The organism is Halorubrum sp. Hd13 (genome assembly GCF_002252755.1).
In the GTDB taxonomy this organism is placed as follows: Archaea; Halobacteriota; Halobacteria; order Halobacteriales; family Haloferacaceae; genus Halorubrum.
In genome coordinates, this window is the sequence record NZ_NHOY01000015.1 from 14,674 (window position 1) to 37,780 (window position 23,107).

Annotated in this window: 22 protein-coding genes; 4 read left to right on the forward strand and 18 right to left on the reverse strand. The window is 72.7% G+C overall.

Going from position 1 to position 23,107, the window contains the following annotated elements; all coding sequences use genetic code 11:
* Positions 1–9: 9 nt before the first annotated feature.
* The 4 genes from rad50 to DJ81_RS02060 all read right to left on the reverse strand — a co-directional run bounded on the left by rad50 (position 10) and on the right by DJ81_RS02060 (position 4,718).
* Positions 10–2,697, reverse strand: coding sequence for a DNA double-strand break repair ATPase Rad50 (rad50, locus tag DJ81_RS02045; RefSeq protein ID WP_094588201.1), 2,688 nt, complete (start codon positions 2,695–2,697; stop codon positions 10–12).
* Entirely contained in the window at positions 2,694–4,001 is a 1,308-nt protein-coding gene (mre11, locus tag DJ81_RS02050; RefSeq protein WP_094588204.1) for a DNA double-strand break repair protein Mre11, read from the reverse strand. The genes rad50 and mre11 overlap by 4 nt, the downstream gene beginning before the upstream one ends.
* A gap of 95 nt (positions 4,002–4,096) precedes the next feature.
* Positions 4,097–4,375, reverse strand: coding sequence for a hypothetical protein (locus DJ81_RS02055; RefSeq protein WP_094525278.1), 279 nt, complete (start codon positions 4,373–4,375; stop codon positions 4,097–4,099).
* Positions 4,376–4,454: 79 nt separating this feature from the next.
* Positions 4,455–4,718, reverse strand: coding sequence for a helix-turn-helix domain-containing protein (locus DJ81_RS02060; RefSeq protein ID WP_094525277.1), 264 nt, complete (start codon positions 4,716–4,718; stop codon positions 4,455–4,457).
* Between the two features lie 140 nt (positions 4,719–4,858).
* Between DJ81_RS02060 and DJ81_RS02065 the strand changes: the two genes are divergently transcribed.
* Positions 4,859–6,073 carry a proteasome-activating nucleotidase gene (locus DJ81_RS02065; RefSeq protein WP_094557380.1) on the forward strand — a complete coding sequence of 405 codons (1,215 nt, stop codon included), beginning with the start codon at positions 4,859–4,861 and terminating at the stop codon, positions 6,071–6,073.
* A gap of 58 nt (positions 6,074–6,131) precedes the next feature.
* Here the strand turns inward: DJ81_RS02065 and DJ81_RS19750 are convergent, their stop codons facing one another.
* The 12 genes from DJ81_RS19750 to DJ81_RS02120 all read right to left on the reverse strand — a co-directional run bounded on the left by DJ81_RS19750 (position 6,132) and on the right by DJ81_RS02120 (position 18,855).
* Positions 6,132–6,263, reverse strand: a complete 132-nt coding sequence (locus DJ81_RS19750; protein WP_254921584.1) for a hypothetical protein — start codon at positions 6,261–6,263, stop codon at positions 6,132–6,134.
* Positions 6,264–6,328: 65 nt separating this feature from the next.
* Positions 6,329–7,504 (reverse strand): bifunctional oligoribonuclease/PAP phosphatase NrnA, encoded by a 1,176-nt coding sequence (locus tag DJ81_RS02070; protein ID WP_094525275.1) that lies wholly within the window; start codon positions 7,502–7,504, stop codon positions 6,329–6,331.
* Positions 7,505–7,583: 79 nt separating this feature from the next.
* A complete protein-coding gene (locus DJ81_RS02075; protein WP_094581107.1) occupies positions 7,584–8,504 on the reverse strand; it encodes an NAD-dependent epimerase/dehydratase family protein in 921 nt (306 codons plus the stop codon).
* Positions 8,501–8,980, reverse strand: a complete 480-nt coding sequence (locus tag DJ81_RS02080; RefSeq protein ID WP_170938220.1) for a DUF5791 family protein — start codon at positions 8,978–8,980, stop codon at positions 8,501–8,503. Before DJ81_RS02080 ends, DJ81_RS02075 begins: the two co-directional genes overlap by 4 nt.
* A 42-nt stretch (positions 8,981–9,022) precedes the next feature.
* A complete protein-coding gene (locus DJ81_RS02085) occupies positions 9,023–12,274 on the reverse strand; it encodes a hypothetical protein (protein ID WP_094588206.1) in 3,252 nt (1,083 codons plus the stop codon).
* Complete coding sequence (locus DJ81_RS02090; protein WP_094588208.1) at positions 12,268–12,972, reverse strand: hypothetical protein; 705 nt, start codon at positions 12,970–12,972, stop codon at positions 12,268–12,270. Before DJ81_RS02090 ends, DJ81_RS02085 begins: the two co-directional genes overlap by 7 nt.
* Positions 12,969–13,409, reverse strand: coding sequence for a hypothetical protein (locus DJ81_RS02095; RefSeq protein WP_094557384.1), 441 nt, complete (start codon positions 13,407–13,409; stop codon positions 12,969–12,971). Before DJ81_RS02095 ends, DJ81_RS02090 begins: the two co-directional genes overlap by 4 nt.
* The gene (locus DJ81_RS02100; RefSeq protein ID WP_094525270.1) at positions 13,390–13,875 is read right to left on the reverse strand and encodes a hypothetical protein; all 486 of its coding nucleotides are present in this window, start codon (positions 13,873–13,875) and stop codon (positions 13,390–13,392) included. The genes DJ81_RS02095 and DJ81_RS02100 overlap by 20 nt, the downstream gene beginning before the upstream one ends.
* Before the next feature lie 64 nt (positions 13,876–13,939).
* The gene (locus DJ81_RS02105; RefSeq protein ID WP_094588210.1) at positions 13,940–15,754 is read right to left on the reverse strand and encodes a type II secretion system protein; all 1,815 of its coding nucleotides are present in this window, start codon (positions 15,752–15,754) and stop codon (positions 13,940–13,942) included.
* The gene (locus tag DJ81_RS02110; protein ID WP_094588212.1) at positions 15,751–17,676 is read right to left on the reverse strand and encodes an ATPase, T2SS/T4P/T4SS family; all 1,926 of its coding nucleotides are present in this window, start codon (positions 17,674–17,676) and stop codon (positions 15,751–15,753) included. Before DJ81_RS02110 ends, DJ81_RS02105 begins: the two co-directional genes overlap by 4 nt.
* 33 nt (positions 17,677–17,709) lie before the next feature.
* Positions 17,710–18,222: a hypothetical protein gene (locus DJ81_RS02115; protein ID WP_094525267.1), complete on the reverse strand. Its 513-nt coding sequence runs from the start codon at positions 18,220–18,222 to the stop codon at positions 17,710–17,712.
* 60 nt (positions 18,223–18,282) lie between these two features.
* Entirely contained in the window at positions 18,283–18,855 is a 573-nt protein-coding gene (locus DJ81_RS02120; protein ID WP_094525266.1) for a hypothetical protein, read from the reverse strand.
* A gap of 76 nt (positions 18,856–18,931) precedes the next feature.
* On the opposite strand from DJ81_RS02120, the gene DJ81_RS02125 reads away from it, so the two are divergent.
* Entirely contained in the window at positions 18,932–20,011 is a 1,080-nt protein-coding gene (locus tag DJ81_RS02125) for a tubulin/FtsZ family protein (protein ID WP_094526386.1), read from the forward strand.
* A 115-nt stretch (positions 20,012–20,126) separates the two neighbouring features.
* Complete coding sequence (locus DJ81_RS02130; protein ID WP_094526387.1) at positions 20,127–20,825, forward strand: phosphoglycerol geranylgeranyltransferase; 699 nt, start codon at positions 20,127–20,129, stop codon at positions 20,823–20,825.
* A 32-nt stretch (positions 20,826–20,857) separates the two neighbouring features.
* Here the strand turns inward: DJ81_RS02130 and DJ81_RS02135 are convergent, their stop codons facing one another.
* A complete protein-coding gene (locus DJ81_RS02135) occupies positions 20,858–21,478 on the reverse strand; it encodes a riboflavin synthase (RefSeq protein WP_094581224.1) in 621 nt (206 codons plus the stop codon).
* Between the two features lie 163 nt (positions 21,479–21,641).
* On the opposite strand from DJ81_RS02135, the gene DJ81_RS02140 reads away from it, so the two are divergent.
* Positions 21,642–21,911 (forward strand): hypothetical protein, encoded by a 270-nt coding sequence (locus DJ81_RS02140; RefSeq protein ID WP_094525262.1) that lies wholly within the window; start codon positions 21,642–21,644, stop codon positions 21,909–21,911.
* A 13-nt stretch (positions 21,912–21,924) separates the two neighbouring features.
* Here DJ81_RS02140 and DJ81_RS02145 read toward each other — a convergent pair whose 3' ends face one another.
* A complete protein-coding gene (locus DJ81_RS02145) occupies positions 21,925–22,947 on the reverse strand; it encodes a BGTF surface domain-containing protein (protein ID WP_094588214.1) in 1,023 nt (340 codons plus the stop codon).
* Positions 22,948–23,107: the final 160 nt, after the last annotated feature.

Sequence of the window (23,107 nt, forward strand, 5' to 3'; positions counted from 1 at the left end):
CGGCCGAGATCAGTCGTCCGCGAGCGACGCGGCGTCGAGCTCGGCGGCGTCCGCGCGGCGGGCCGTCGAGCGGTTCGAGCGCGGCTCCTTCTCGACGGTGACGAGCTCGTCGGCGGCGCCCACCAGCTCGTCGTCGTGGCTGACGATGAGGATCTGCTCGACGCCGAAGCCGCGCATCTCCTCCACGAGCCGGACGAGCCGGGAGACGTGCCCGGAGTCGAGGAAGACGGTCGGCTCGTCGAGGATAAGCGGCGGGGTCGGCGCGGCGCCTTCGATCCCCTCGGAGAGCAGCCGGTAGATCGCGCAGCGCAGCGAGAGGTTGAACAGGGCGCGCTCGCCGCCGGAGAGCTGCTCGGGATCGAGCGCCTCGCCGTCCTTCTGGTAGACTGTGAGCGCGTACTCGCCGTCGAGCTCGATGTGCGAGTAGGCGTCGTTGCCGTACACCAGATCGAACGTCTCGTTGAGCGTGCGTTCTAACTCGGCGACGTTGCGCTGGCGGAGCTCCGCGCGGAGGTCGCCGTACATCGCCTCCAGCTCGCTCGTCTCCCCGTGGAGCCCCTCCAGCGCCTCGACGGTCGTCGCCAACTCCGCTCGCTCCCCGCGGAGGGTCTCCAGCTCCCGAATCTCGCCGTTCACGCTCCCGATCGCGTTCTCCAGCTCCGTCCGCCGCTCCGCGAGCCGATCCAGCTCCCCGTCGACGCGTTCGAGGTACTTCTCGGCCTTCTCCTTCCGCGTCTTCGCCTCCTCGACCGCCGCTTCGTCGACCGCGGCCGCGAGCTCGTCGCGCCGCTCGCGCTTGTCGGCGAGCCGGTCGCGCCGCTCGTCGTTGAGCTCCCCGAGCGTCTCCCGTTTCTCGCGGCGGCGCTCGATCGCCGACTCCGCCTCCGAGATCGCCCCTACCCGCTCCTCGACCGCGTCCACCGCTTCGCGGGCCTCGTCGAGCGCATCGAGCGACGCTTCGAGTTCCGCAACGCGGTCCGCGGCCGACTCGGCCTCCTCGCGCTTTTCCGCGGCGACATCGCGGATCTCGTCGGCCTCCTCGCGCTTCTCCGCCGCGGCCTCGCGCTTCTCCGCCGCGGCCTCGCGCTTCTCAGCCGCCTCCGACCGGCGCTCGTCGACGCGCTCTTCGAGCATCTCCGTCGTCTCGTCGATCTCGTCGAGCCGGTCCGCGGCCGCCGCGAGCCCGTCCAGCTCTTCGATCCGCTCGTCGAGGCTCTCCTCGCGTTCGCGGGCCGATTCCAGCTCGGCCTCCAGCTCGTCGACGCGCGCCCGGTCATCTTCGATCCCGGCCGCGTGCGGCGAGTCCTCCACCGGCTGGCCGCACTCGGGACACTTGCCGGCCGCGAGCAGCTCCTCGGCCTCCGCGACGCGTTCGCGAGCGTTCTTCAGCTCCGCGGACAGCTCCGCGATCCGCTCGCGGACCTCGCCGCGTCGCTCCCGGAGCGCCTCGTGCTCCTCGGCGACGTCGTCGCGGTCCACGTCGGCAGCCGCGAACCGTTCGCGGAGGGTCTCGGCCTCCTCGCGGAGCTCCTCGATCGAGGACTCGCGCTCGTGGGCCTCGTCGTCGGCCGTCTCGGCCTCGTCGGCGAGGTCGTCGGCCTCTCCCTCCAGCTCCGCGGCGCGGTCGGCGAGGTCGTCGGCCTTCCCGGCGAGGTTCGTCGCCTGGTTACGGAGCGCCTCGGCGCTCACCCGTCCGTCGTCGAGCTCTTCGCGGATCGACGCCTCGCGCTCGTCGAGCTCCGCGCGGCGAGCGGCGACGGTCTCCTCGTCGGCCGCGTCGAGGCCGGCGTCGTCGAGCCGCTCCCCGATCCCGGCCTCGATCTCGTCGATCCGCTCTCGGGCCTCCCGGATCGCGTCCCGGTGCTCGTCGCGCTCGCGCTCGGCCTCGCGGATCGCCTCCTCGATCTCGCCGATCTCCGCCTTCACCGACTCCAGCTCCTCCCGCTTCTCCGCGTGGGTCGAGAGCGTCTCCGCGGCGTCGTCGCGCGTCTCCTTCGCCCGATCCCGCTGGTCCTCGTAGCGTTCGATCTCGTCCGTCACCTCCGAGAGGTCGCTCTCGAGCCCGTTGAGCCGCTCGTGGAGGTCGCGATCCTCCTTCGCCGCGATCTGCTCGTCGAGCTGGTCGAGCCGTCCGCGGCGGTTCTCTAACACGTCCTCGACGCCGAGCCGGGCGTCCCCGGCGCGCTCGCGGTACTCCTCTAGCTTCCCGAGTTGGAGCAGGTCGTCGATCGTGTCCTGGCGCTCCCGCGGACTGGCGTCGATCAGCTCGTTCACCTCTCCCTGCCGCACGTACGCGCAGCCGACGAACGCCTCCGCGTCCATCCGGAGCAGCTCGGTGACGAACTCGCGCACGGCCCGCGCGCCGTCGCGGGTCACGTCGCTCTCGTCGGTCGATTCGAGCGTGCACTGGTGGTCGATCCGGTCGTCGTACACCCGGAGCCGCCGCTCGATCCGGTACGGCGTTCCGTCGTGGGTGAACCACAGCTCGACTTCGGTCTCCTCTTCGCCCTTCGTGACGACGTCGTCGAGGGTGCCGCCGAGCGCTTTCGACCCGTACAGCGCGAAGAAACAGGCCTCTAAGAGCGACGACTTGCCGCTCCCGTTGAGCCCGTGAATGACCGTGACGCCCCGCGTCAGCCGGAGGTCGGCGTCGCCGTACGGCTTGAAGTTCGAGAGCCGGATTCGGTCGAAGTTCACAGGTAATCCTCCATGGAGACTTGGCCGTCGGTCGCGGCGGTCTCGGGGGCCCGTTCGCCGTCGTCGTCGCCGTCTTCCGCGGTGTCGTCGCCGGTCCCGGTCTCCTCGTGCGCCTCGTCCCTCTCGTCCGCGCCTTCCTTGGAGTCGTCGCCTTCCTCGGCGTCGCCGCCCGCTCCGCCCCCTTCGAACGCGTCGAGGTCGTCGATTCGCTCCTCGACCCGCCCCTTCACCGTCTTCCTGACGTTGCTGTCGGGGAGCGTGTCGGCGCGGACCGTCTCGTCGACGTCGCGGGCCGCCTCGGAGAGCGCCATCTCCTCGATCCGCTCCCGCACGGCGTCCTCGGGGTCGGCGAAGCTCACGTCGACCTCGGCGTCGGTCTCGACCTCGCGGCGGTCGGTGACACGGGCGATGAGCGCCCCCTCCTCGGTCGCGAACTCCTCGATCGCGGCCGGGGTCACCGGCTCGCCCTCGCCGGTCACGTCGACGAGCACGACCGCGTCGTCGAGGTCGTGTTGGCGGACCTTCTCCCGCACCCGCGCCGCGCCCTCTCCCTCGCGGAGGTCGACTTCGACGAAGACGAACGGGCGCGTGTCGAGCGCGCGCCGCCGGATATCCACGCGGTCGTCGCCGCCCGCGGCGTCCGCGTCGAAGGTGACGAGGTTGTAGCCCCTCCCTTCCTTCTCGCTCGCGCTCGCTCGCTCCGTGGACCCGGGGTAGGTGACCCACGTGTCGCTCACCTCGGCGACGTCGGGCGTGTGGTTGTCGCCGAGGAGCATCGCGTCGAACTCGACGTCGCTCTCCGCGAGCACTTCTTCCGTGTCCCAGTCCGCGTAGCCGAACGGCTCGAAGAGGCCGTGCGCGACGAGGGCGGCGTAGTCGGCGTCGTGGTCCGCGAACGCGTAGTCGAGGTCGTCCCGGCGGGAGACGGGGACGTGGTCGAGCCCGTAGAACGCCGTGTCGCCCACCACGGTCGGCTCGTCGCCGAGCCGTGTCGCGAGCCCCAGCCGCTCGAAGAGGTCGAGCCACTGGCCGCCCCGCGTCGATTCGTGATTGCCGACGACCGCGAGGAGGGGGATCCCGGCGTCGTCGAGCCGACGGAGCACGGAGATGGTGCCCATCAGGTCGACGAGCTCGGGACGTCGGTCGTGGAAGAGGTCGCCCGCGTGGATCACCGCGTCGACGTCGCCGTCGATCGCGTCGTCGATCACGGCCTCGAAGGCGTCGAGGAAGTCCTGTCGTCTGACCGGCGAGTGGTACTGCGCGTACCCGATGTGGGTGTCGCCGGTGTGGATCACCCGCGTCATCTGCCCGGACGTTGGCCGGTGTCGGGTTTAGGGGTTCCGGGGGCGGAGCGGAAGTGGTCGGCGGTCCGGAGAGCGGGCCGCCGTCCGACCGCTCCTCACCGGCCTCCGCCGGCCGCCGCCTCCCGAAATCCTCGGTAGGCCGACAGCGCCGCGCGACCCCGCTCGGCCGCGGCCGCGTCGCCGTCGCGCTCGGCGGCCGCGACCGCCTCCTCCAGCCGGTCGAGTCCGACAGATTCGACGAACCCGGCGGCGCGCCGCAGGTCGGTTCGCGCGGCCTCGGCCTCGTCGATCACGGCGGCGTACGGCCGGGTTGCGGTGTCGGTACGCGTCGCCAGCGCGGCCAGGGCCCGCTTGACGCCGGTTGTCGAGACCACGGCGTCCCTGCGTCGGTATCGGGGATAAGATGATGGCTCCCGCCCGCCTCCGTCCACGTCGCTGCCGACCCCTGCCGACTCACACCGCGAGCGTGTACAGCCGCTTCCGGGCGTCGGTGAAGGAGAACCGCGAGTCGACCACGTCCTCCTCTTCCAGCCGCGAGAGCGCGTACCTGACGGTTCGAGGGGGCAGCAGCGTCTCCTCGGCGAGTTCGCTCTGCGTCAGCGTGTCGTTGTAGTCGAGGACCTTCGCCACGAGCTTCGCGCTCGGGGGAAGATCGCGGACGGCGCTCCAGCGGTCCGTGACGTCCTCGTCGGCGGTGACGGCGTCGGTGGTGCTCATGCGTACTCTCTCATATCTCATGCCGACAAATAATATTTACTATCCATATTCATTACCATCGGACATTTATTCGCCGGACTGTACCGCTCTACTCTCCCCCACCCGAAACCTCTTACGCGCGAGACGCCTTATTACGGACAATGACTGACACCGTCGACGACGTCGAGATGCCCTACGAGGGGTCGGCGTCGAGACAGGAGAAGATCGAGTCCCTCCAGGATGAGCTCGACGTGCTGGAGTCGCAAAACGAGGAGATGCGCGACAAGCTCCTCGACGCGAACGCGGAGAACAACAAGTACCAGCAGAAGCTCGAACGGCTCACCCACGAGAACAAGAAGCTGAAGCAGTCCCCGCTGTTCGTGGCGACCGTTCAGGAGATCACGCCCGACGGCGCCGTGATCAAACAGCACGGCAACAATCAAGAGGCGCTTACGGAGATCACCGCGGAGATGCGCGAGAAGCTCGATCCCGACGACCGGGTCGCGGTCAACAACTCCCTCTCGGTCGTGAAGAAGCTGGAGAAGGAGACGGACGTGCGGGCCCGCGTGATGCAGGTCGAGCACTCGCCCGACGTCACCTACGCCGACATCGGCGGGCTCGAAGACCAGATGCAGGAGGTCCGCGAGACCGTCGAGATGCCGCTGGAGCACCCGGACATGTTCGAGGACGTCGGCATCACGCCGCCGAGCGGCGTTCTGCTGTACGGGCCGCCGGGCACGGGGAAGACGATGCTCGCGAAGGCCGTCGCCAACGAGACGGACGCGACGTTCATCAAGATGGCCGGCTCCGAGCTCGTCCACAAGTTCATCGGCGAGGGTGCGAAGCTCGTCCGCGACCTGTTCGAGGTCGCCCGCGAGAACCAGCCCGCCGTCCTCTTCATCGACGAGATCGACGCCATCGCCTCGAAGCGCACCGACTCGAAGACCTCCGGCGACGCCGAGGTCCAGCGGACGATGATGCAGCTGCTCTCCGAGATGGACGGCTTCGACGAGCGCGGCGAGGTCCGGATCATCGCCGCGACCAACCGCTTCGACATGCTCGACCCGGCCATCCTCCGTCCGGGCCGGTTCGACCGCCTCATCGAGGTGCCCAAGCCGAACACCGACGGTCGCGAGATCATCTTCCAGATCCACACCCGGAAGATGAACCTCGCGAGCGACATCGACTTCGACGAGCTCGCCGAGATGACCCCCGACGCGTCCGGCGCCGACATCAAGGCCATCTGCACGGAGGCCGGGATGTTCGCCATCCGCGACGACCGCACCGAGGTCACGCTCGACGACTTCCTCGAGGCCCACGAGAAGCTCCAGCAGGACGACGAGAGCGGCGCGGACGACTCGCTCGCGTTCGCCTGATCACCGCCGACGCTACCGCCTTCAGATCGGTTTTTCTGCCGTCACGACGGTTCGGCCGTTACAGCGCCCGCACGATCAGATACGGAACCGCGAACAGCAGGACGAAGATCAGTCCGGTCGCGAGCGCGTAGCCGACGCCGACGCCCGCGAGCGCGCGCCAGCCGCCGTCGGTCGGGAGATCGAGGTTCATACCGTTCACTCCGCGGCCGCATAATTAAATACTGTCTCCGGCTCCCGGCGACCAGCCGGCGGGACTCAGACGTCGCCGGCCATCGCCCGGAACAGCGCGTCGGCGAGCTCGTCTCGGTCGACCCCCTCCGGCCCGTCCTCTCCCGTCGGGTCGATCCGCGGTGCGACGGTCCCGCCGCCCATCCGCGAGTGGCCGCCTCCGTCTCCGTTTTCGACGTCCGAGAGGACCGATTCGATCGCGTTGCCCATGTGGACCCGATCGTCACGGGAGCGCCCGGAGAGGTGGACCGTCCCGTCCCGCTCGCCGATCACCACGACGGCGCTGACCCCTTCGAGCTGGATCAGCTCGTCGGCCGCCTGCGGGATCGCGTCGACGTTGTTCACGCCGCCCACGTCCGCCACCGCGAACGAGCCCTCGACGCGGCGCCCGGCGATGGCTCGCGCCTTCACTTCCAGCACCTCCGCGTCGACCGCGGGGTTGGCGATGCGGTCGAGGCAGTCCTGATCGACGCCGGGGTACACGTACGCTGCGGCCGCGAAGTCCGGCTCGCTCGCCCCGACGGTGAGGTGTTTCGTGTCGGAGAGGATACCGTACAGCAGCCCGGTCGCGGTGTCCGTCGGGAGGGTGAGGTCGCTGTCGGTCTCGCTCGCGTGCTTGTCCGGCGGGACCGGGATCGCGTCGTTCTCCTCGAAGTACTCGGCGACGACGGAGGCGGTCGCTCCGTAATCGGTGCGGACGTCGGTGAACCGCTCTCCGGCGCCGTCGCCGGGGTGGTGGTCGACGACGGCCGTGGGGAGGACGCCGTCGGCGCCCGCGAACCCTCGCGGCTCGTTGTGATCGACTAGCACGACGGACCCGGCGGCGAGGTCGCTCACGTGTTCGATCGGTTCGAGCTCCAGATCGAGCACCGTTCGAAACGCGCGGTTCTCCTGATGACGGATCTGTCCGGGGTACTGCACCGTCGCGTCGACGTCGACTTGAGACGCGAGCGACGCGACACCGAGGGCGGACGACATCGCGTCCGGGTCGGGGTTCGGGTGCATCAGCACCGCGATCTCGTCCTGGTCGGCGAGCAGCCGCCGGAACCGCACTCCGGTCGTCCAGCGGGCGCGGAACAGGAGGTATCCCCCGGCGACCGCGACGAGTGCGACGCCGACCGCGATCGCGGTCAGCTCCGGGTTCTCCCGCGCGAGCGTCCCCGCCTGCGAGAGTCGCTCGTCGGCCGCACTCAGGCTCCACATGTGTCCCCGAGACTCTCTCCCCCCACATGAAGGTTCGTCACTGTTTCGACCGATCGGCGACGCCCGCCCGTGGCGTCGCTTACTCTCGGGTCGCGCGGAACGACCGCACCGCGTCGCGGTACCCCTCGCGGAAGGTCGGATAGTCGAACTCGTACCCGAGCGCGCGGAGCCTGTCGTTCGAACAGCGCTTGCTCGTCCGGATCCGGCGTTCGGCGGCCGCTGAGAGGTCGCCGGCCGCGATCCGCTCGGCCTTCGACCGCTTCTCCGGCCGCGGCACGCCGCACTCGTCGGCGAGCCAGTCGGCGAACGCGTGCTTGTCGACCGGTTCGTCGTCGACGACCACGACCGGCTCGCCGCGTGCGCGATCCGTCTCGAGGAGGTGCCGGATCGCCCCCGCGGCGTCGTCTCGATGGACCATGTTGAGGTACCCCGCGGTGACGGGCCCTTCGACGTACCGCTCCAATCGGTACCGCCCGGGGCCGTACAGTCCCGCGAACCGAGCGACGGTCCCGCCGATCCCGGCGTCGCCGGCGGCCTCCAGCGCGATCCGTTCCGCCTCGGCGAGGACCCGCGTCTTCTCCGTGGTCGGATCGATCGGCGTCTCCTCGTCGACCCACCCGCCGTCATGGTCGCCGTACACGCCCGTCGACGACGTGTAGACGAGTCTGTCCGGCGACGACGACCGCGCCGCGTACTCCTCGATGACGTTTCGGAGGCCGTCGACGTACACCTCGCGGGCCGCCTCGGCGCCTCGGCCGCCGGAGCTGGCCGCGAAGACGACGGCGTCCGCGTCGGGCAACGCGTCGAGCGAGGGCGGATCGGTCGCGTCCGCTCGTATCGCGTCGACCGCGCCGTCGCCGTCGACGCGTTCCCCGACCTCACCGATGGCGTCGATCCCCGCGTCAGACCGCCGCACGCCCGTCACGGCGTGGCCGCGATCGGCGAGCTGCGACGCGAGTTCGATCCCGACGTAGCCGCAGCCGACGACGACGGCCCTCATCGCTTGCGGCGCTCGATGACCGCCATGACCTCCGCGAGCTGTTCCAGCGTCATCCCGGCGCGTCCCTCGAGGGCCTGTTGGACCTCTTGGCCGGTGAGATCGGCGTCGATCCCCGCCGCGACGGTGTCGACGTCGAGCACCGCGGTCGCCATCCCCATCAGGAGGTGATCGCGTAGCTCCGCGACGAGCGCGTCGGCGTCGCGGTCGGCGGTCACGGCGACGATCGCCGCCGCGTCGTCCACGCTGAGGTCCGCCGCGTCGCCCGCGGCGGCCGCCTCGACGGCCGCCTCGTCGACGCCGGTCTCGACGCCGACGCGCTCGCGCCCGGCCTCGGCCACCGACTCGCGCACCATCACCTCGAACGCCGCGAGCAGCGCGCCCGGGGTCACCTCGCCCGCGTCGACATCGGGCGTCCCGTTGGCGCCGACGGCGTCGACACCGGACACCGTCCCGTCCTCGACGACCTCGTGAAACATGGTCCCCCTCGGTCGGCGTCTCTCAAAACGGCTACGGTCGACTCACGAGGTCGCGCACTCTCTCGCTCCTCCGTCCGACGCTCCCCCGGCTCTCGGGCAGGGCCACCCGGCGGAGGTCTCGTCGCGGGTGCCGTCGACGTCGCCGACGCCGGGCGGGCCGGCGGGCACCGCGACGGCGACGACGGTCTCCGTCTCGAACCGAATCGGCTCCGTCGCACCGAGCCGAACGGTCTCCCCGCCAACGTCGAGGGCCACGTTGTCCTCCCGTCGAACGTACTCGAACGGCTCGCCTGGCGTGCCGACGTCGGCGCGCAGCGCGAACCGCGGGTACTCCCCGCGGACCTGCACGCGCCAGGCGTTCACCGTCGTCACCCAGTAACCGGGCACCGGCGCGACCGGAAGCCCCGCCCCGACGCTCCGGGCGGGCTTCAGCGACCACTTCTCGCCGAGGTCCTCGGCCGCCCTCTCGCTCAGCTCCTCGGTCGCGGTCCGGCCGGCGCGCGTGGCCTCCCTCTCGATCGCTTTCTCCATGCGGTCCCTGAGCAGGACCCGCGCGCCCTTCGTCGGCGGTTCGACGACCCGCGTCGGCACCCGAACGTCCTCTCGACCTGCCGCCTTCCGCGTCGCGACGCGGAGGTGCGCGGCCAGCGACGCCTCCGCCGCGGTCGAGAGCGATCCGTCGGCCGCGGCCTCTGCGGCGACCCGCTCGGCGTACTCGCCGTCACCGACCGCGGCCGCTCTGTCACCGGTCGAGTCGTATGACGCGGCGGCCTCGTCGACCGCGTCGCGACGCGCCTCCCGCGACAACGAGGTCCGCTCCCGAAGCACGCCCTCAACTTCGCGATCGACTTCGCGAAGCGAGCCGTCGACCCGTTTCGTGAGCGCGTCCCGGTCGGCGCGGAGTCCCGGGTCGTCGCTCGCGGCCAGCGCCTCGTCGGCGAGCAGGAGCGCGCGCCCGGCGGTACCGAGTCGGACCGTGTCCCCGGCGCCGAGGATCCGATCCACGATCCCGCTCGACAGATCGCCGTACGGAACGGTGACGTAGTTCACGTTGCGGACGGCGAGCGGTCGCGTCGGGGCGTCGCTCGCGCCGTCTGTCCGTTCGCCGTCGACCGTCGTCCGCGGCAGGTATCCCGGCGCCCCTCGCGGCGAGAACGTCACCGCTCCCCCGGGACCGTCGCCGGCGACCGTGTATGTGCCCGGGTCCGTCGCGGCCTCGCGGGCGGCGATCGCCTCGCCGACCGAGGGGCCGCCGAAGGCGCTGTTCACCCGATCGAGAAACCCGTCCGTCGCCCGCTCGCGGTCGGCAGAAGCCGCTTCCAGCTCCGCGACGACGGCGTCGACGTACGCCGCGCGGGCGGCGACCCGCGCCCGATCGACCGCGCCGTCGTACGTCTTCGGCGCGTCGACGAGCGCCGCTCGGCGATCGCGGACCGCGTCGGCGAGGTCGGCGTACGGCTCCGCCTTGCCGACCGCCGCCGCCTCCATCGACGCGTCGGTCTCGAACGCCCGGACTTCGACGGCGAGCGCGGCGACATCCGCCGCCACGCGGTCCCGTTCGGTCTCCGTCCACGAGCCGTGGACCACCGTCGAGTCGTCGACGTCTCCGCTCCGGACGGCGTCCCGGGCCAGTCGGTCCACGCCGGCCGCCGTGTCGACGCCGAGCGACGAACGCGCGGCCGCCGGCGTCCCGCGTAGGTCGGGTCCGTCACCTCCCGCTCCGAACGTCGCGGCGGGCCGGTCCGCCGCGCCGTCGGTCGGCGCGTGTCGCCCCGTCACCGAGACGCGGACCCGGTAGCGGTCGGCCGCTTCGTCGGCGGTGGTCGTCCGATGGACGGTGCGGTCGACGACGCTTCCGTTAGGGCCCCGTTCCACGACTTCCCGTTCCCACGTCGCAGTCGCGGTGCGTTCGACCGTCACCTCGCGGATCGCGTCTCCGAACGCGACCGGCTCGTCCGGATCCACGGTCCTCGCGGGAACCCCGCGCGGCACGTCGCTCCCGGCGACGTCGGTCAGCCGCTCCGACCGCTCCACGTCGACGCGATCCCACTCGCCGGTCGCCGCGACGGCCGGCGTCGGCGGCGCGATTCGTCCGCCGTCCGCGATCTGCGTCGTCGCCGTCCGCACGTCGGCCTCGACTCGGTACGCGCCCTCGATCACCTCGTCGAGGTCGTCGTGGACCCGAACCGCCCCGACGTCCGCCGCGTGCCCGATCGGAACCGGCGTCTCCTCGTCGGACCGGTCTCGTTTCGACTCGAATGCGTCGTCCTCGCTCCCCGCCCCGTTCGGGTGCGTGCCGGCGCTCGGTTGCGTCGCGGTCTCCCCGGAACCGGTCGGCGTCGGCGCTCCGAGAACCGCGTCGGTCCACGAGTCCTCTCGAACGCCGGTCGGCGCGAGGAGGTCGCTCATCCCGGTCCGGGCGGTCGCCCGTGCCACTCCGCCGCGGGCGCTCGGGTCGCTCGTCCCGAAGACTGCCCGCTGCGTCCGGACGATCCCGGCGTTCGTCGACAGTTCCACGTGCCGGTTCGCGAGGACGTTCTCGACCGGCGCCCCGGCGTACTGCGCGTATCCTCTCGCCCACGTCATCGGATAGAGGCTCGCGGTGAGCTGTCGACCGAGACCCGGTCCCTCAACCGGACCCCTGTCGAGCCGCTCTTCGAACCGCTCCGTCCGCTCGTGAGCGGCGAGCGTCGGGACGGCCACCACGACGGTCCTGTCCGCGGTGCGGTTCACGACCGTTCGGCCGTTCCGTGTCGCGGTGATGTCGACCTCCTCGAAAGTGACGCGAGTCGCGGTCCCGTTGGCCGCCGGCTCGACGCGGACGCGGTCGCGGGCCGCGGTGAGGTCCTCTCGCCCCCCGACCGCCGGTAGCGACGCCGTCGCCGTCACCGATCCGACGTCAGCGTCGACCGCGGAGAGCGCGTCTGCCCCGGTGACTGCCAGTCGTATCCGAAGCGCGTCCGTGAACGCCGACTCCTCGCGCACCGCCTCGGCCGCGGCACCGCTCTCGGGCGCCCGCGTCACCGGTTCCCGCGCCGCGTCGTGCGCCGCCTCGCGCGCCGCGGCGCGCAGCGCTGCGGTGGCGTCGGCGTCGACGCGCTCGACGGCCCGCTCGACGCTCCGGTCCTCGCCGACGAGCCCCTGATCCGCGATCCCCGCTGCGTACGTCGTGCTCGTCACGAGCAGCAACACGCCGATCAGGGCGAACGGGACTCGCGCCCGCTCGTCGACCGCGAACCGTCGCCCGACCCGCTCGGAGTCGGATGCTCCGCCGCGTTTCCCCACGCTCACCACCTCCTCACGACGATCCGAACGGGATCGTCCGTCTCGGCCGCGTCCGGCGTCGGCTGCGTGACCACCGCCGTCGTGACGTCGGCGTTCCGCGGCGGCTCGGCCCCGACGACGACCGCTATCGCGTTCCCGTCTCTCCCGGGGCGAGGCCGCTCGGTTCCCCTCGAACCGCCGTCGGTCCGGTCCGGACCCTCCCGGGACTGGCCGGCGGTTCGCTGAGGGGATCGCGGCGCGTTCGGTGTCCCAGACGCCGCTATCCGGCCGGTTGCGGGTCGACAGCCACGCGGAGCCGGAGGCCGACGGTCGACGGCTCGCTGCGTCGAGTTGGGTTCCCGGCTCGGAACCGCCGGGACCGTCGCGTCGACCCGGGTTCGCTCGCCGAGGCCCGCGGCGATCGCGGCCGTCGCTCGCGGCTCGAACGCGCCCTCGCCGTCGACGGCGCCGCGCTCATCGCCCGCGCTTCCGGGAGCCGCGACGAGCAGCGCGAGCAGTTCGGCGCGCGTCGCGTGTACCGTTCGGGTGCCGTTCGCCGCCCGCGGCGACCGGTACCGCACGGTCACGGTCTCCGTCACTATCCGGTCGGCCGCCCCCTCCGCGGTCGGCCCGCGCGTCCCCGCGTCCCCGCCGACGCCACCGAGCGCGACGACGCTCGCGGACACGCACAGGAGCAGCACCGTCACGTCGAGCACGGTGCTCGTCACCGGCGGACCACCACGCGAAGGGTCCCGCGGACGTTCCGCCCCGGACCGACTCGCACGGTCACCGGTCGCTCGGCCGTCCCGATCGCTCCGTCGTCTCCGACCGCCGCGCGTTCGGGCGCGTCATCGCCGAACTCGATCCGCCACGTCTTCCCGCCGGCCCTCACCGTCACCGCCGTCGGATACCGGAAGCCGTCGGCGCCGCGGAGCTGGTCCGGTTCGACGACGCCGCCGGCGGTCGCCGTTCGCTCGGCCCTGTCGAGGACGGTCTCGGCACCGGGCCGCTCCCGATCGACCGTCGCGTCGTCGAGCGCGGCCGCGTACAGACTCAGCGCCGCCCCGACTACCAGCACCGCGACGAGCGCGGCGAGCGGTTCGACCGCGGCGCGATCCGCGGCCCCGCTTCCGGCGCCGGACGGGTCACCCGACGAGCGTGACATGCACCCCTCCGTAATGCACCCGCCGCACGGTGAGCCGCTCCGGCGCCGGTCGCCACCCGCTGTCGGCGCTCCGCGCGCGCTCCGCCGCCGCGGCCAGCGCGTCGGGGTCGTCGAACGCGGCGTCCGGCGGAACGCCGTCGAGGACCCGCCGAAGCCGGTCCCCACTTCCGCTTCGATCGACCGGTGGGACCGGCGTCACCCGCGGCGCGTGGAGCGGCGCCCGTGCGTCTCCCCCGTCTCCGCCGAGCGAGACCGACCGCGGCGTGAGTCGGATTCGGTCCGCCGCGATCCCGTGTTCCGCCGTCGCGGGGTACTCTCCGCCGGCTACCGTCTCGATCGTGTGCGCGACGCCGGCCGCGTCCGGCGGCGGCGACGCCGGGAGCGTCGCGGCGACGCCGGCCGTCGCGACGCTCACCACGGCGAGGCCGAGCCACGCGTACGTCGCGTCGAGGTGAGTCTCGAACACGGGCCGGCTGGCCGCGGCTTGGTATTTAAATGATCGGCGAGGACACGCGGCTGCGGTCCGGTCGTTACAGCAGCGCTCCCGCGCCCGCGAACGCGACGAGGTACGTCGCCGTCGCAGTCGGCAGCGCGATCCCCACGCGGTAGGCCACCAGCGTCCGGTCGAAGCCGCGCTCCAGCCCGGTCGCCAGCGCGGTGAGCAGCGCCGCGAGGATCAGCACGTAGGCGCCGACGATCCGGCCGAGTACCGGGACGGAGAGCGCTCCGGCGCCGGATTCCGCGGTCGCCTCGGCCGCGCTCCCGCCGCCGGCACCAGTACCGCCGCCCCCGACACCGAGCGCGTCCGCGCCGGCGGTCGCTCCGGCGCCCAGTCCCCCGGCGTCGACGGCGTCGACCCCCGTGGCGAGCGCGACCGTCGCGCCGCCGACGAGCGGCGCGAACACCGCCGCGGTGTTCGTCAGCGTGCCCGTCACGGTCGCGAGCTGACGTCGCGCGTCGGTTTCGAGCGCCCGGAGCTCCTCGAGCTGGTCGGCGAGCTCGAGGAGCACGTCGCCGGCCGGGCGACCCTCCCTGGCGGCGACGGCGAGCAGCGCGACCGCGCCCCGGACCCGCGGCGACGGGACCGGAACCGCGGGGCCGCCCCGGCCGAGGAACGCCTCCCGCACGCCGACTCGGAGGGTCTCGCTTCGGCGCCCGGCGCGCTCGAACAGCTCGCCGGTCGCCCCGTCGAGCCGCTCGCCGGCGTTCGCGATCGCCCTCTCGACCGCGACGCCCTCGGCCACGTCGCCGCCGATGACCGTCATGGCGTCCGGGAGCCCCCGTTCGACGGCCCGGATCTCAGCGAGCGCGGCCCGCCGGCGTCGCACGCCGACGAGGAGCGCCGTCCCCGCCCCGACGCCGACCCCGGCCACGGGTGCGGCCCACCCGGTGACTAGCCGCGCGGCGATCGCGGCCGCGGCGACTCCGGCGGCCGCGCCTGCCGCGGCGGCGTGTTGCGCCCGCTCGGGGACGTCCGGGTGGTCGCCGTCGATCGACGGCGGCGCGAACGCGACCGGTCTGCGCGAGAGCAGCCACGCCGACGCGGCGAACAGTCCGGCGGGGAGCACGACGAGGTAGAGTCCGGCGACGACCCTCGACCCGACCGGAACGCCGGACGCGGCCGCCGCGGGTAGCAGAGCTATCAGGGCCAGCGGGAGGAGCACGCCGAAGGCGTACAGCGCCGAGACGGGGCCGCGGACCTTGCCGACGAACGCCGCGAGCCGGTCGGTCGTCCCGGAGATCGTCGCGTCGAGCGCGCGGTCCAGACACCGTCCCCGCCGCTCTGCCGGCGCTGACGCGGCCGTCCGCACTAACGCGGCGGCGCGGTCGATCGCGGGGAACCACGGTCGCCACTCGCGGGCGAACGCCCGGAGCCCGCTCGTCGGCCCGTCCGCGCTCCCGCGCTCGTGACGCGCCAGCCCGTCCGCGAGCGGTCCGTCCCCGGTGCGGGCGGCGAACCGAACCGCGCGTTCCGCCGACGGGTCCAGTCGCATCCGTAACACGAGACGGCCGACGAGACCGGGGGCCGCACCGAGCGCTCGAGTCCGACGGAGCGCGGCGAGCCCCACCGGTGCTCGATGGACCGCGTGAGTCGCCGCCAACCCTCCGGCGAGCCCAGCGAGCGCACCCGGAACCGGGCCGACGAACGCCGAGAGCGCGACGGCACAGAGGAGGCCGACCCCGAGCCCGACCCGATACCCGAGCTCGACGACTCGTTCGGCCGAGGCCTCCCAGCCGAGGAACGCGACCGCGCGCCGGAGCTCTGCCGACTCGTTCGCGTCGACCCCCTCGCTCGGGGGTGCCGTCGGCGAGCCGTCGGTCGCCTCGTCGACCGCTCCGGTCATTCGATCTCACCGCTCGCGCCGACGGAGTCGACGTACCGCTCCGGCTCCGTCCGACCGGTGGCGACCGCCTCGCGGATCCGCTCGCCCCGTCCCCCGACGGCCGCCCTGATCGACGCGTACGTCTCGTCGGGTCCCGCGAGACGATCGAGGAGTCGGCTCTCGCCGCGGTCGACCCGCCCGGTCGGCGTCAGTCCCTCGTCCGTGCGCTCGAACAGCGATTCGAACGCGGCGCCGTCCTCGTGACCGACTACCTCGGCGATCACGTCGACGCGGTGGTCGTCGAGGAGAACGATCAGGTCGGTCGCCGCGAACGACGAGGGCGACACGCCGAGGTCGGAGACCACCCGCTCCCGGACGGCGGCGGGGTCCTCCCCGTGGATCGTCCCGAGCACCGTCTCGCCGGCCGCGCCGACGCGCATCGCCTCGTAGAGGGCCTGCGCCTCCTCGCCGCGGACCTCCCCCACGACGATCGCACCGCCGCCGAGCCGGAGCGCGGTCCGGACCGCGTCGCTCGGCGACGGCTCCGCCCCGTCGCCGACGCAGAGCCGCTGCGCGTCTCGCCCGGCGGTCGCTAGGGCGCTCGTCGGGAGCTCGGGCGTGTCCTCTATCAGTATCGACCGCGACTCCGCGGGAAGATCCCAGAGGAGGGCACCGAGCGCGGTCGTCTTTCCCGCACCCCGCCCGCCGGCCACGAGCCCCGTCACGCCCCGCTCGACGGCGACGGAGAGGAGCCCGGCGGCCGCCGGCGTGAGCGTCCCTGCGTCGACGAGTCGTGCGAGCGTCCACGCGTCGGGATCACCGCGGCGGAACGCGAACGAGAGCCCGTCGCTGGCGGGGTCCGTCGTCGCGGCCACGCGGACCCGGCCGGCGTCCGTCTCCAGGGTCGCGTCGAGCGTGGGGCTCGCCCGAGAGAACCCCCGCCCGCTGGTCCGCCGGAGTCGGGACGCGAGCGTGGCGGCCCCCTCGGGCGGGAGTCGCACGTTCGTCCGGCAGCGCTCGCCGTCGACGACGACGCGGAGCGGGTTCTCGGTCACGGGCGCCGAGAGCGTCGCGTCGCTCACGCGCTCGTCGGCGAACACGTGTTCGAACGCCCCGTACCCGCGCGTGTGCCGCCGGAGCACATCGGTCAGCGTCGAGACGGGATCGCCGTCCTCGGCGGCCGTCCGGACCGCGCGGCCGGGCGCTCGCCCGCCCCCGGTCGGATCGTCGAGCAGCCGTCGCTTGGCGTCGTCGAGCCGCTCGACGGCCCCGTCGTCGAGCTCTCGAACCGGCGGCGTGAGGTGGTACGTCCGGAGCGGTCCCGACCCCTCGTACAGCCGGACGGTCGCGCCGGTGTCGAGATCCCAGCGGTCGGCGAGCGCGGCCCCCGGCGGCGGCGCGGTCGCGATCCGCGCCGCCGCGATTCGGGGCCCGGCGTGTGCCCGAAGCACGTCTCCGACCTCGTCTGCCCCTTCGACGATCGCCGACAGCCCGGTCTCCGCGGCGATCCGGGCCGGCGGTCCCTCGCGTCCGGCGGCCTCCCGAGCGGCGCTGACCGGATCGCGCAGCACGCGGTCGGCGAGCCGCGTCTCGTGGAACCCGACGCGCTCGCGGAACCGGCCCGCGGCGACGAGACACGCGGCGGCCCGCCCGGCGTAGGCCCGCTCGCGCCCGCGATGACGGGTCCTGATCACCTCGGCGTCGCGCTCCGCGAGCGCCTCGATGACGGTCGCCAGACAGTCAGGGCTCTCGGCGAGGTCGCCGCGCCCCGGGCAGTCACCGGCGTCGACCGCCAGCACGACGCGGTCGCCGACGCCCGTTCCGACCGGCTCTCTGAACGTCGGCTCGCACCGGCAGTCGCGATCGGCGTCGCTCCACGGCAGCGATCGCAGCGAGGGCTCGCCGCCGCCGATCCGCGACAGCGAGGGGAGATCGAGGTTCACGGCGGGCGTGCTCCCGGCATCGTATATAAGCGATCACCCTACCCTGGTGACCCGGACGGTCGGTCCGCCGTCGTCGACGAGCCGGAGGGCCAGTCGGCTCTCGCCGCCCGGTCGGAGCGCGATCGCGCCGCCGTCGACCGACACGGTCGCGTCCGTGCCGCCGGGACCGATCGGCGCGGTTCGTTCGGGCCCGCCGTCGATCCGATACCGGAGCGCGACGTCCGGGCCGGGTGACGTCTCCTCGGCGACGTTCGCCTCCGCGCCGACCGTCTCTCCGCTGGCCCCCGTTTCCACGATCGCGACGCGGTCGATCGGCGCCGCTCCGAACCCGCTCGGGACGCGGACGGTGACGGTCGTCCGCGCGGCGAGCGACGGGTCCGCGACGCTCACGGAGCCCGCGACGAGGCCGCCGACGGCCCGCTCGACGCGGTCCGCCTCGGCGTCGATCCGCTCGGCGGTCGTGGTCGCCCGGGCGTCTTCCAGCGCCGGGGTCGCGGCCGCGAGGAGGGCGACGGCGACGAGGACCGTGAGGACGACGCGGATCACGGCTCGCCGGCCTCCGTCTCGACTCGCGCCGCGATCCCGGTTCCCGCTCCCCGGTCCAGCTTACAGGGACTCACGGAGCCGGTCCAGCGCCTCGTCCCGCCACGATCCGTCCGCGTCGTCCGACCGCCTCGCGTCGCCCCGTCCCACCCCGCCGTTCCGATCGGCGGCGTCCGACGGGACGGCGGCGTCGAGGGCGTCCTCGCTCGGCACGGCGTCGGCGGTCGCGCCGCCGCTCTGGAGTCGGGTCTCCGTGCCGGCGTCCTCGCCGCGGCTCGCCCTCGCCAGCGCGAGGTCGGCCCGCCGCTCGACCTCGCGGTTGACCGCTCGAATCGATCCGACGTACCCCCGGATCGCCTGCGTGGCGGCCTCCAGCTCCTCGACGCGCGACTCGAGCTCCTCGACGCGCGACTCCAGCGCCTCGCGCTCCGCGGCCGCGGCGGCGCCGTCGCCGAGGTCCGCGACGGCCGCGTCGGACCCGGTCAGGGCTCGCTCGACCGCGCTGAGTCGCTCTCCGAGCCGGTCTCCGCTGCTTCCGTCGCTCGGTCCGCCGGCGCCAGCGGTCTCGTCGCCCTCGGCGGTCGGCCTCTCCCCGCGGCCCGACGTCCGACTTCTCTCGTCGGTGGCGTTCGACATGCTCGCGACTGGCCTCGATTTCGCATTTAAATCTCGGGGGGAAAGCGTAATACTCCGGATCGGTTACCGTTCGATCATGAAGGCAGTCCTCCTCGGCGTCGGGCAGGCGGGCGGGAAGCTCACGACCGCCCTCGCGCAGTTCGACGCCGACGCCGGCTACGGCGCGGTGCTCGACGCGCTCGCGGTCAACACGGCCGCGACGGACCTCGACCCGCTCCCGCTCGACACGGTCCTCGTCGGGCAGTCGCGGGTGAACGGCCACGGCGTCGGCGGCGACAACGAGCTCGGCGCCGAGGTGATGGACGAGGACGCGGTCGAGGTGCTCGACGCGCTCGCGTCGAAGGTGACCGCGGAGGCCGAGGCGCTGTTCGTGGTCGCCGGGCTCGGCGGCGGCACCGGCTCCGGCGGCGCGCCGGTGCTCGTCCGGGAGCTGAGCCGGGTGTACGACGTGCCGGTGTACGCGGTCGGGATCCTCCCCGGTCGCGACGAGGGGGCTATGTACCAAGTGAACGCGGGCCGGTCGCTCAAGACGCTGGTCCGGGAGGCGGACGCGACGATCCTGCTCGACAACGACGCGTGGCGCTCCTCGGGAGAGTCGATGGAGGGCGGTTTCGCGGCGATCAACGAGTCGATGGCGAGACGCGTCGGCCTCCTCCTGGCCGCCGGCGAGTCGGTCGAGGGCGTCGCCGAGTCGGTCGTCGACACCAGCGAGGTGATAAACACGCTGCGGGCCGGGGGGATGGCGGCGGTCGGGTTCGCCTCGGCGCCGGCGGCCGAGGACCCCGAGGAGAACGTCACGACCGTGATGAGCACCGTCAGGAGCGCGGTGATGACCGGGATGTCGCTCCCGAACGCGACCGAGGCCGACGCCGCCCTCGTCGCCGTCGCCGGCGACCCCGACCGCATCTCCCGGAAGGGCGCGGAGAAGGCCCGCAAGTGGCTGCAGGAGGAGACCGGCTCGATGCAGGTGCGGGGCGGCGACTTCCCGCTCGACTCCGACCGGATCGCGGCGCTCGTGCTGCTCGGCGGCGTCGAGCGCTCCCGCCGGGTCGAGGCGTTCCTCGAGCGCGCCCGACAGGCGGTCCGCGACGAGCCGGAGGCGGAGCCGGACCCCGCGGCGGCGTTCGACAACGACGAGCTCGACGACCTCCTCTGAGCGGCGCGTCGGCCGCGTCGGTGCGCCGGACGGAACGACGAGCGGAGCCGCCCGTCCGGGGAGCGGCGGGGCAGGTTCCGCACCTTTTTGGTGCCGCCCGGTGGAGTCGTTTCCGATGAGTAACCCGTGGGACGACTGGGACCACGTGCTGAAGGTCGATCCCGACAAGGAGCTGCGGGACGGCGAGACCTTCGAGGACGTCTGCCGCACCGGCACCGACGCGATCGAGATCGGCGGGACCCTCGACATCACCGCGGAGAAGATGACGCGCGTCGTCGACGCCGCGGCCGAGTACGACGTCCCGCTGTATCAGGAGCCGTCGAACCCGGGCGTCGTCGTCGATTCGCCGGCGCTCGACGGCTACCTGATCCCGACCGTGTTCAACGCCGGCGGGCCCTTCTGGATCACCGGCGCCCACAAGGAGTGGGTCCGGATCGACGAGCTCGACTGGGACCGGACGCACACCGAGGCGTACATCGTCCTCAACCCGGACGCCGCGGTCGCCGAGCTGACGAACGCGAACTGCGACCTCGCGGCCGACGACGTGGGGGCGTACGCGAAGGTCGCCGAGCGGATGTTCGGCCAGGAGATCGTCTACGTCGAGTACTCGGGCACCTTCGGCGACACGGAGAAGGTCTCGGCCGCGCACGACGCGCTCGACGACGCCACGCTCTTTTACGGCGGCGGGATCGGCGACTACGAGTCCGCGAACGAGATGGCCGCCCACAGCGACGTGATCGTCGTCGGCGACCTGCTCCACGACGAGGGCGTCGACGCCGTCCGCGAGACGGTGAAGGGCGCGAAGGACGCCTGAAGCGACCGGTATCGTCTCGCCCCGGACGCCGGCTACCCCGCGTACCCGTCGACCATGTTCTCGACGTACTTCGCGATCACGTCGACCTCCAGGTGGACCGGGTCGCCGACCGACTTCTCCGAGAGCGTCGTGAGCTCGTAGGTCGTCGGGATGATCGCGACGTCGAACTCGCCGTCGCGCTTCTCGGCGACCGTCAGCGAGATGCCGTCGAGCGTCACCGACCCCTTGTCGACGAGGTAGTCCGCGTGGCCCTCGGGGATCGCGAACGCGAACCGCCAGTCCTCGCCGACGCGCTCGATCCCCGTCACCTCGGCGACGGTGTCGACGTGGCCCTGCACGACGTGGCCGTCGAACCGGCCGTCGGCGGGCATCGCGCGTTCGACGTTGACCGCGTCGCCCTCGCCGACGTCGCCGAGGTACGTCTTCGCGACCGTCTCGCTCGCGAGAAACACCTCGAACCAGTCGCCGCCGGCGTCCGACCTCTCGTCGCGGACCGCGTACTCCTCGACCGTGAGACAGACGCCGCTGACGCTTATCGACTGGCCGTGGTGGAGGTCGTCGAACCCGTCGACGCCGATCCGAAGTCGGAGCCCGTCCGCGGTCTCGGTCCGGTCGCGGACCGTGCCGGTGTCCTCGACGATGCCGGTGAACATACCCGATCTGGGCGCGCGCGACACATATCGGTTCGGTGTTCGGGGCGGCTCGCGCTCCGGGACGGCCGGCGGTTCGACGCGACCGGGCGCCGTGCCGCCGTCGGCGGCGCCCGAGCGACCGCCGCCGCGTCGCTTTTGAACGCTGGGCGCGAATCGGGGGTCAATGAACCTCGGCCTGATGGATATGATCGGGCTGGCGGCGTCGCTCGTCTTCGCGCTGCCGCTCGCGAACTACGCCGTCATCCGGCTGGCCGCCGGCGAGATCGCGCTCGGCGCCGGACTGCTCGTCGTCGCCGTCGCGATGGTCGTGCTCCCGCAGTACTTCCTCGACCCGGCCCGGATCCTCCGCGGGCTGGTCTCGGGACTGCTCCCTCGACAGCTCCGGGGGGAAGACGACGCCGCCGGCTCCGAGGGCGATTCGATCGAGAAGTAGCTCGGTCCGGCTTTCACTCCCGCCGCCGGGCCGCGAGCGTGACGGCGAGAACCGCGAGCCCGCCGGCGACGACTCCGAACCCGGGCGTCTCGAGGTCGAGGCCGCCGCTCCCCTCGACGCCGACCTCCTCGTCGACGATGAGCACCTCGCGGGAGTCCGACTCGTTGACCGCCTCGTTCCCGCGGACGGTCAGCGTCGCGCGGTCGCCGTGGCTCGTCCGGCTCAGGTCGAACGTCGCGCTCGCCGTGCCGTTCTCGACGGACGCCTCCTCCGTCATGAGGAAGGCCGGGCTCGCGTCTCCGGCCGAGCGGATCCGGAGGTTCACGGTCTCGCCGTCGTCGACCGCCACCGGCACGCTCACCTCGCTCTCCGCCGGAGCGACGACGATGTCGGCCGCTTCGACGTCCGCCTCGGTGACCGTGGCAGGCTCGGCCGATCCGCCATCGCTCCCGTCTGCGTCGTCTCCGTCGCTCCCGTCTGCGTCGTCTCCGTCGCTTCCGTCGTTTTCGCCCTCCCCGCCCGTTGCGTCTTCGACGACGAGGGTACCGACGTCGACGGTGTCGCCGCCGACGAGCACCTCCGCGTCGTAGCTACCGGGAGCGATCTCCTCGCTGAGGGAGGTCTCGTAGTCGGTCTCGACTTCGGCGCCGCCGTCGGCCGTCAGCGTGGCGCCGCCCCCGCCGGTTCGGGCGTGGTCGAAGACGAGGGTCGTGACGCCGTCGCCGTCCGGCGTCACGGTGGCGCGGAGCTCGTACCCGGCCTCCTCTTCGCCGCCGACAACGACCTCGAACGCGTCGACGCCGTCGGTTTCGACGGGAATCTCGGCGGTTCCGTCCTCGCCCACGGTGACGACGTCCGCGTCGAGGTCGGCGGTTCCGTCGGCGGCGACGGCTCCGGTCCCGGCGACGACGACGCCGACGAGCGCGAACGCGGCGACCAGAAGCGTCACCGCGGTCGGGAGTCTCTTTCTCGCGATACGCCGCACCGACTCGGAGCCGGCAGTCTCGCCGGTTCTGATGGAGGGATCGGATCGCATGCGTCTCGGCGTTCGACCGGCGGCCGAAAAGGGGCGCCGATAGCTCAAACAGCGGTCGTAGCTATCCGCCGCTCACCCGCGCTTCTCCGGCACGATCCCGAACGGGTACTCCGCCAGGATCTCGTACCCGTCGTCGTCACCGACGACGGGTACGAGATCC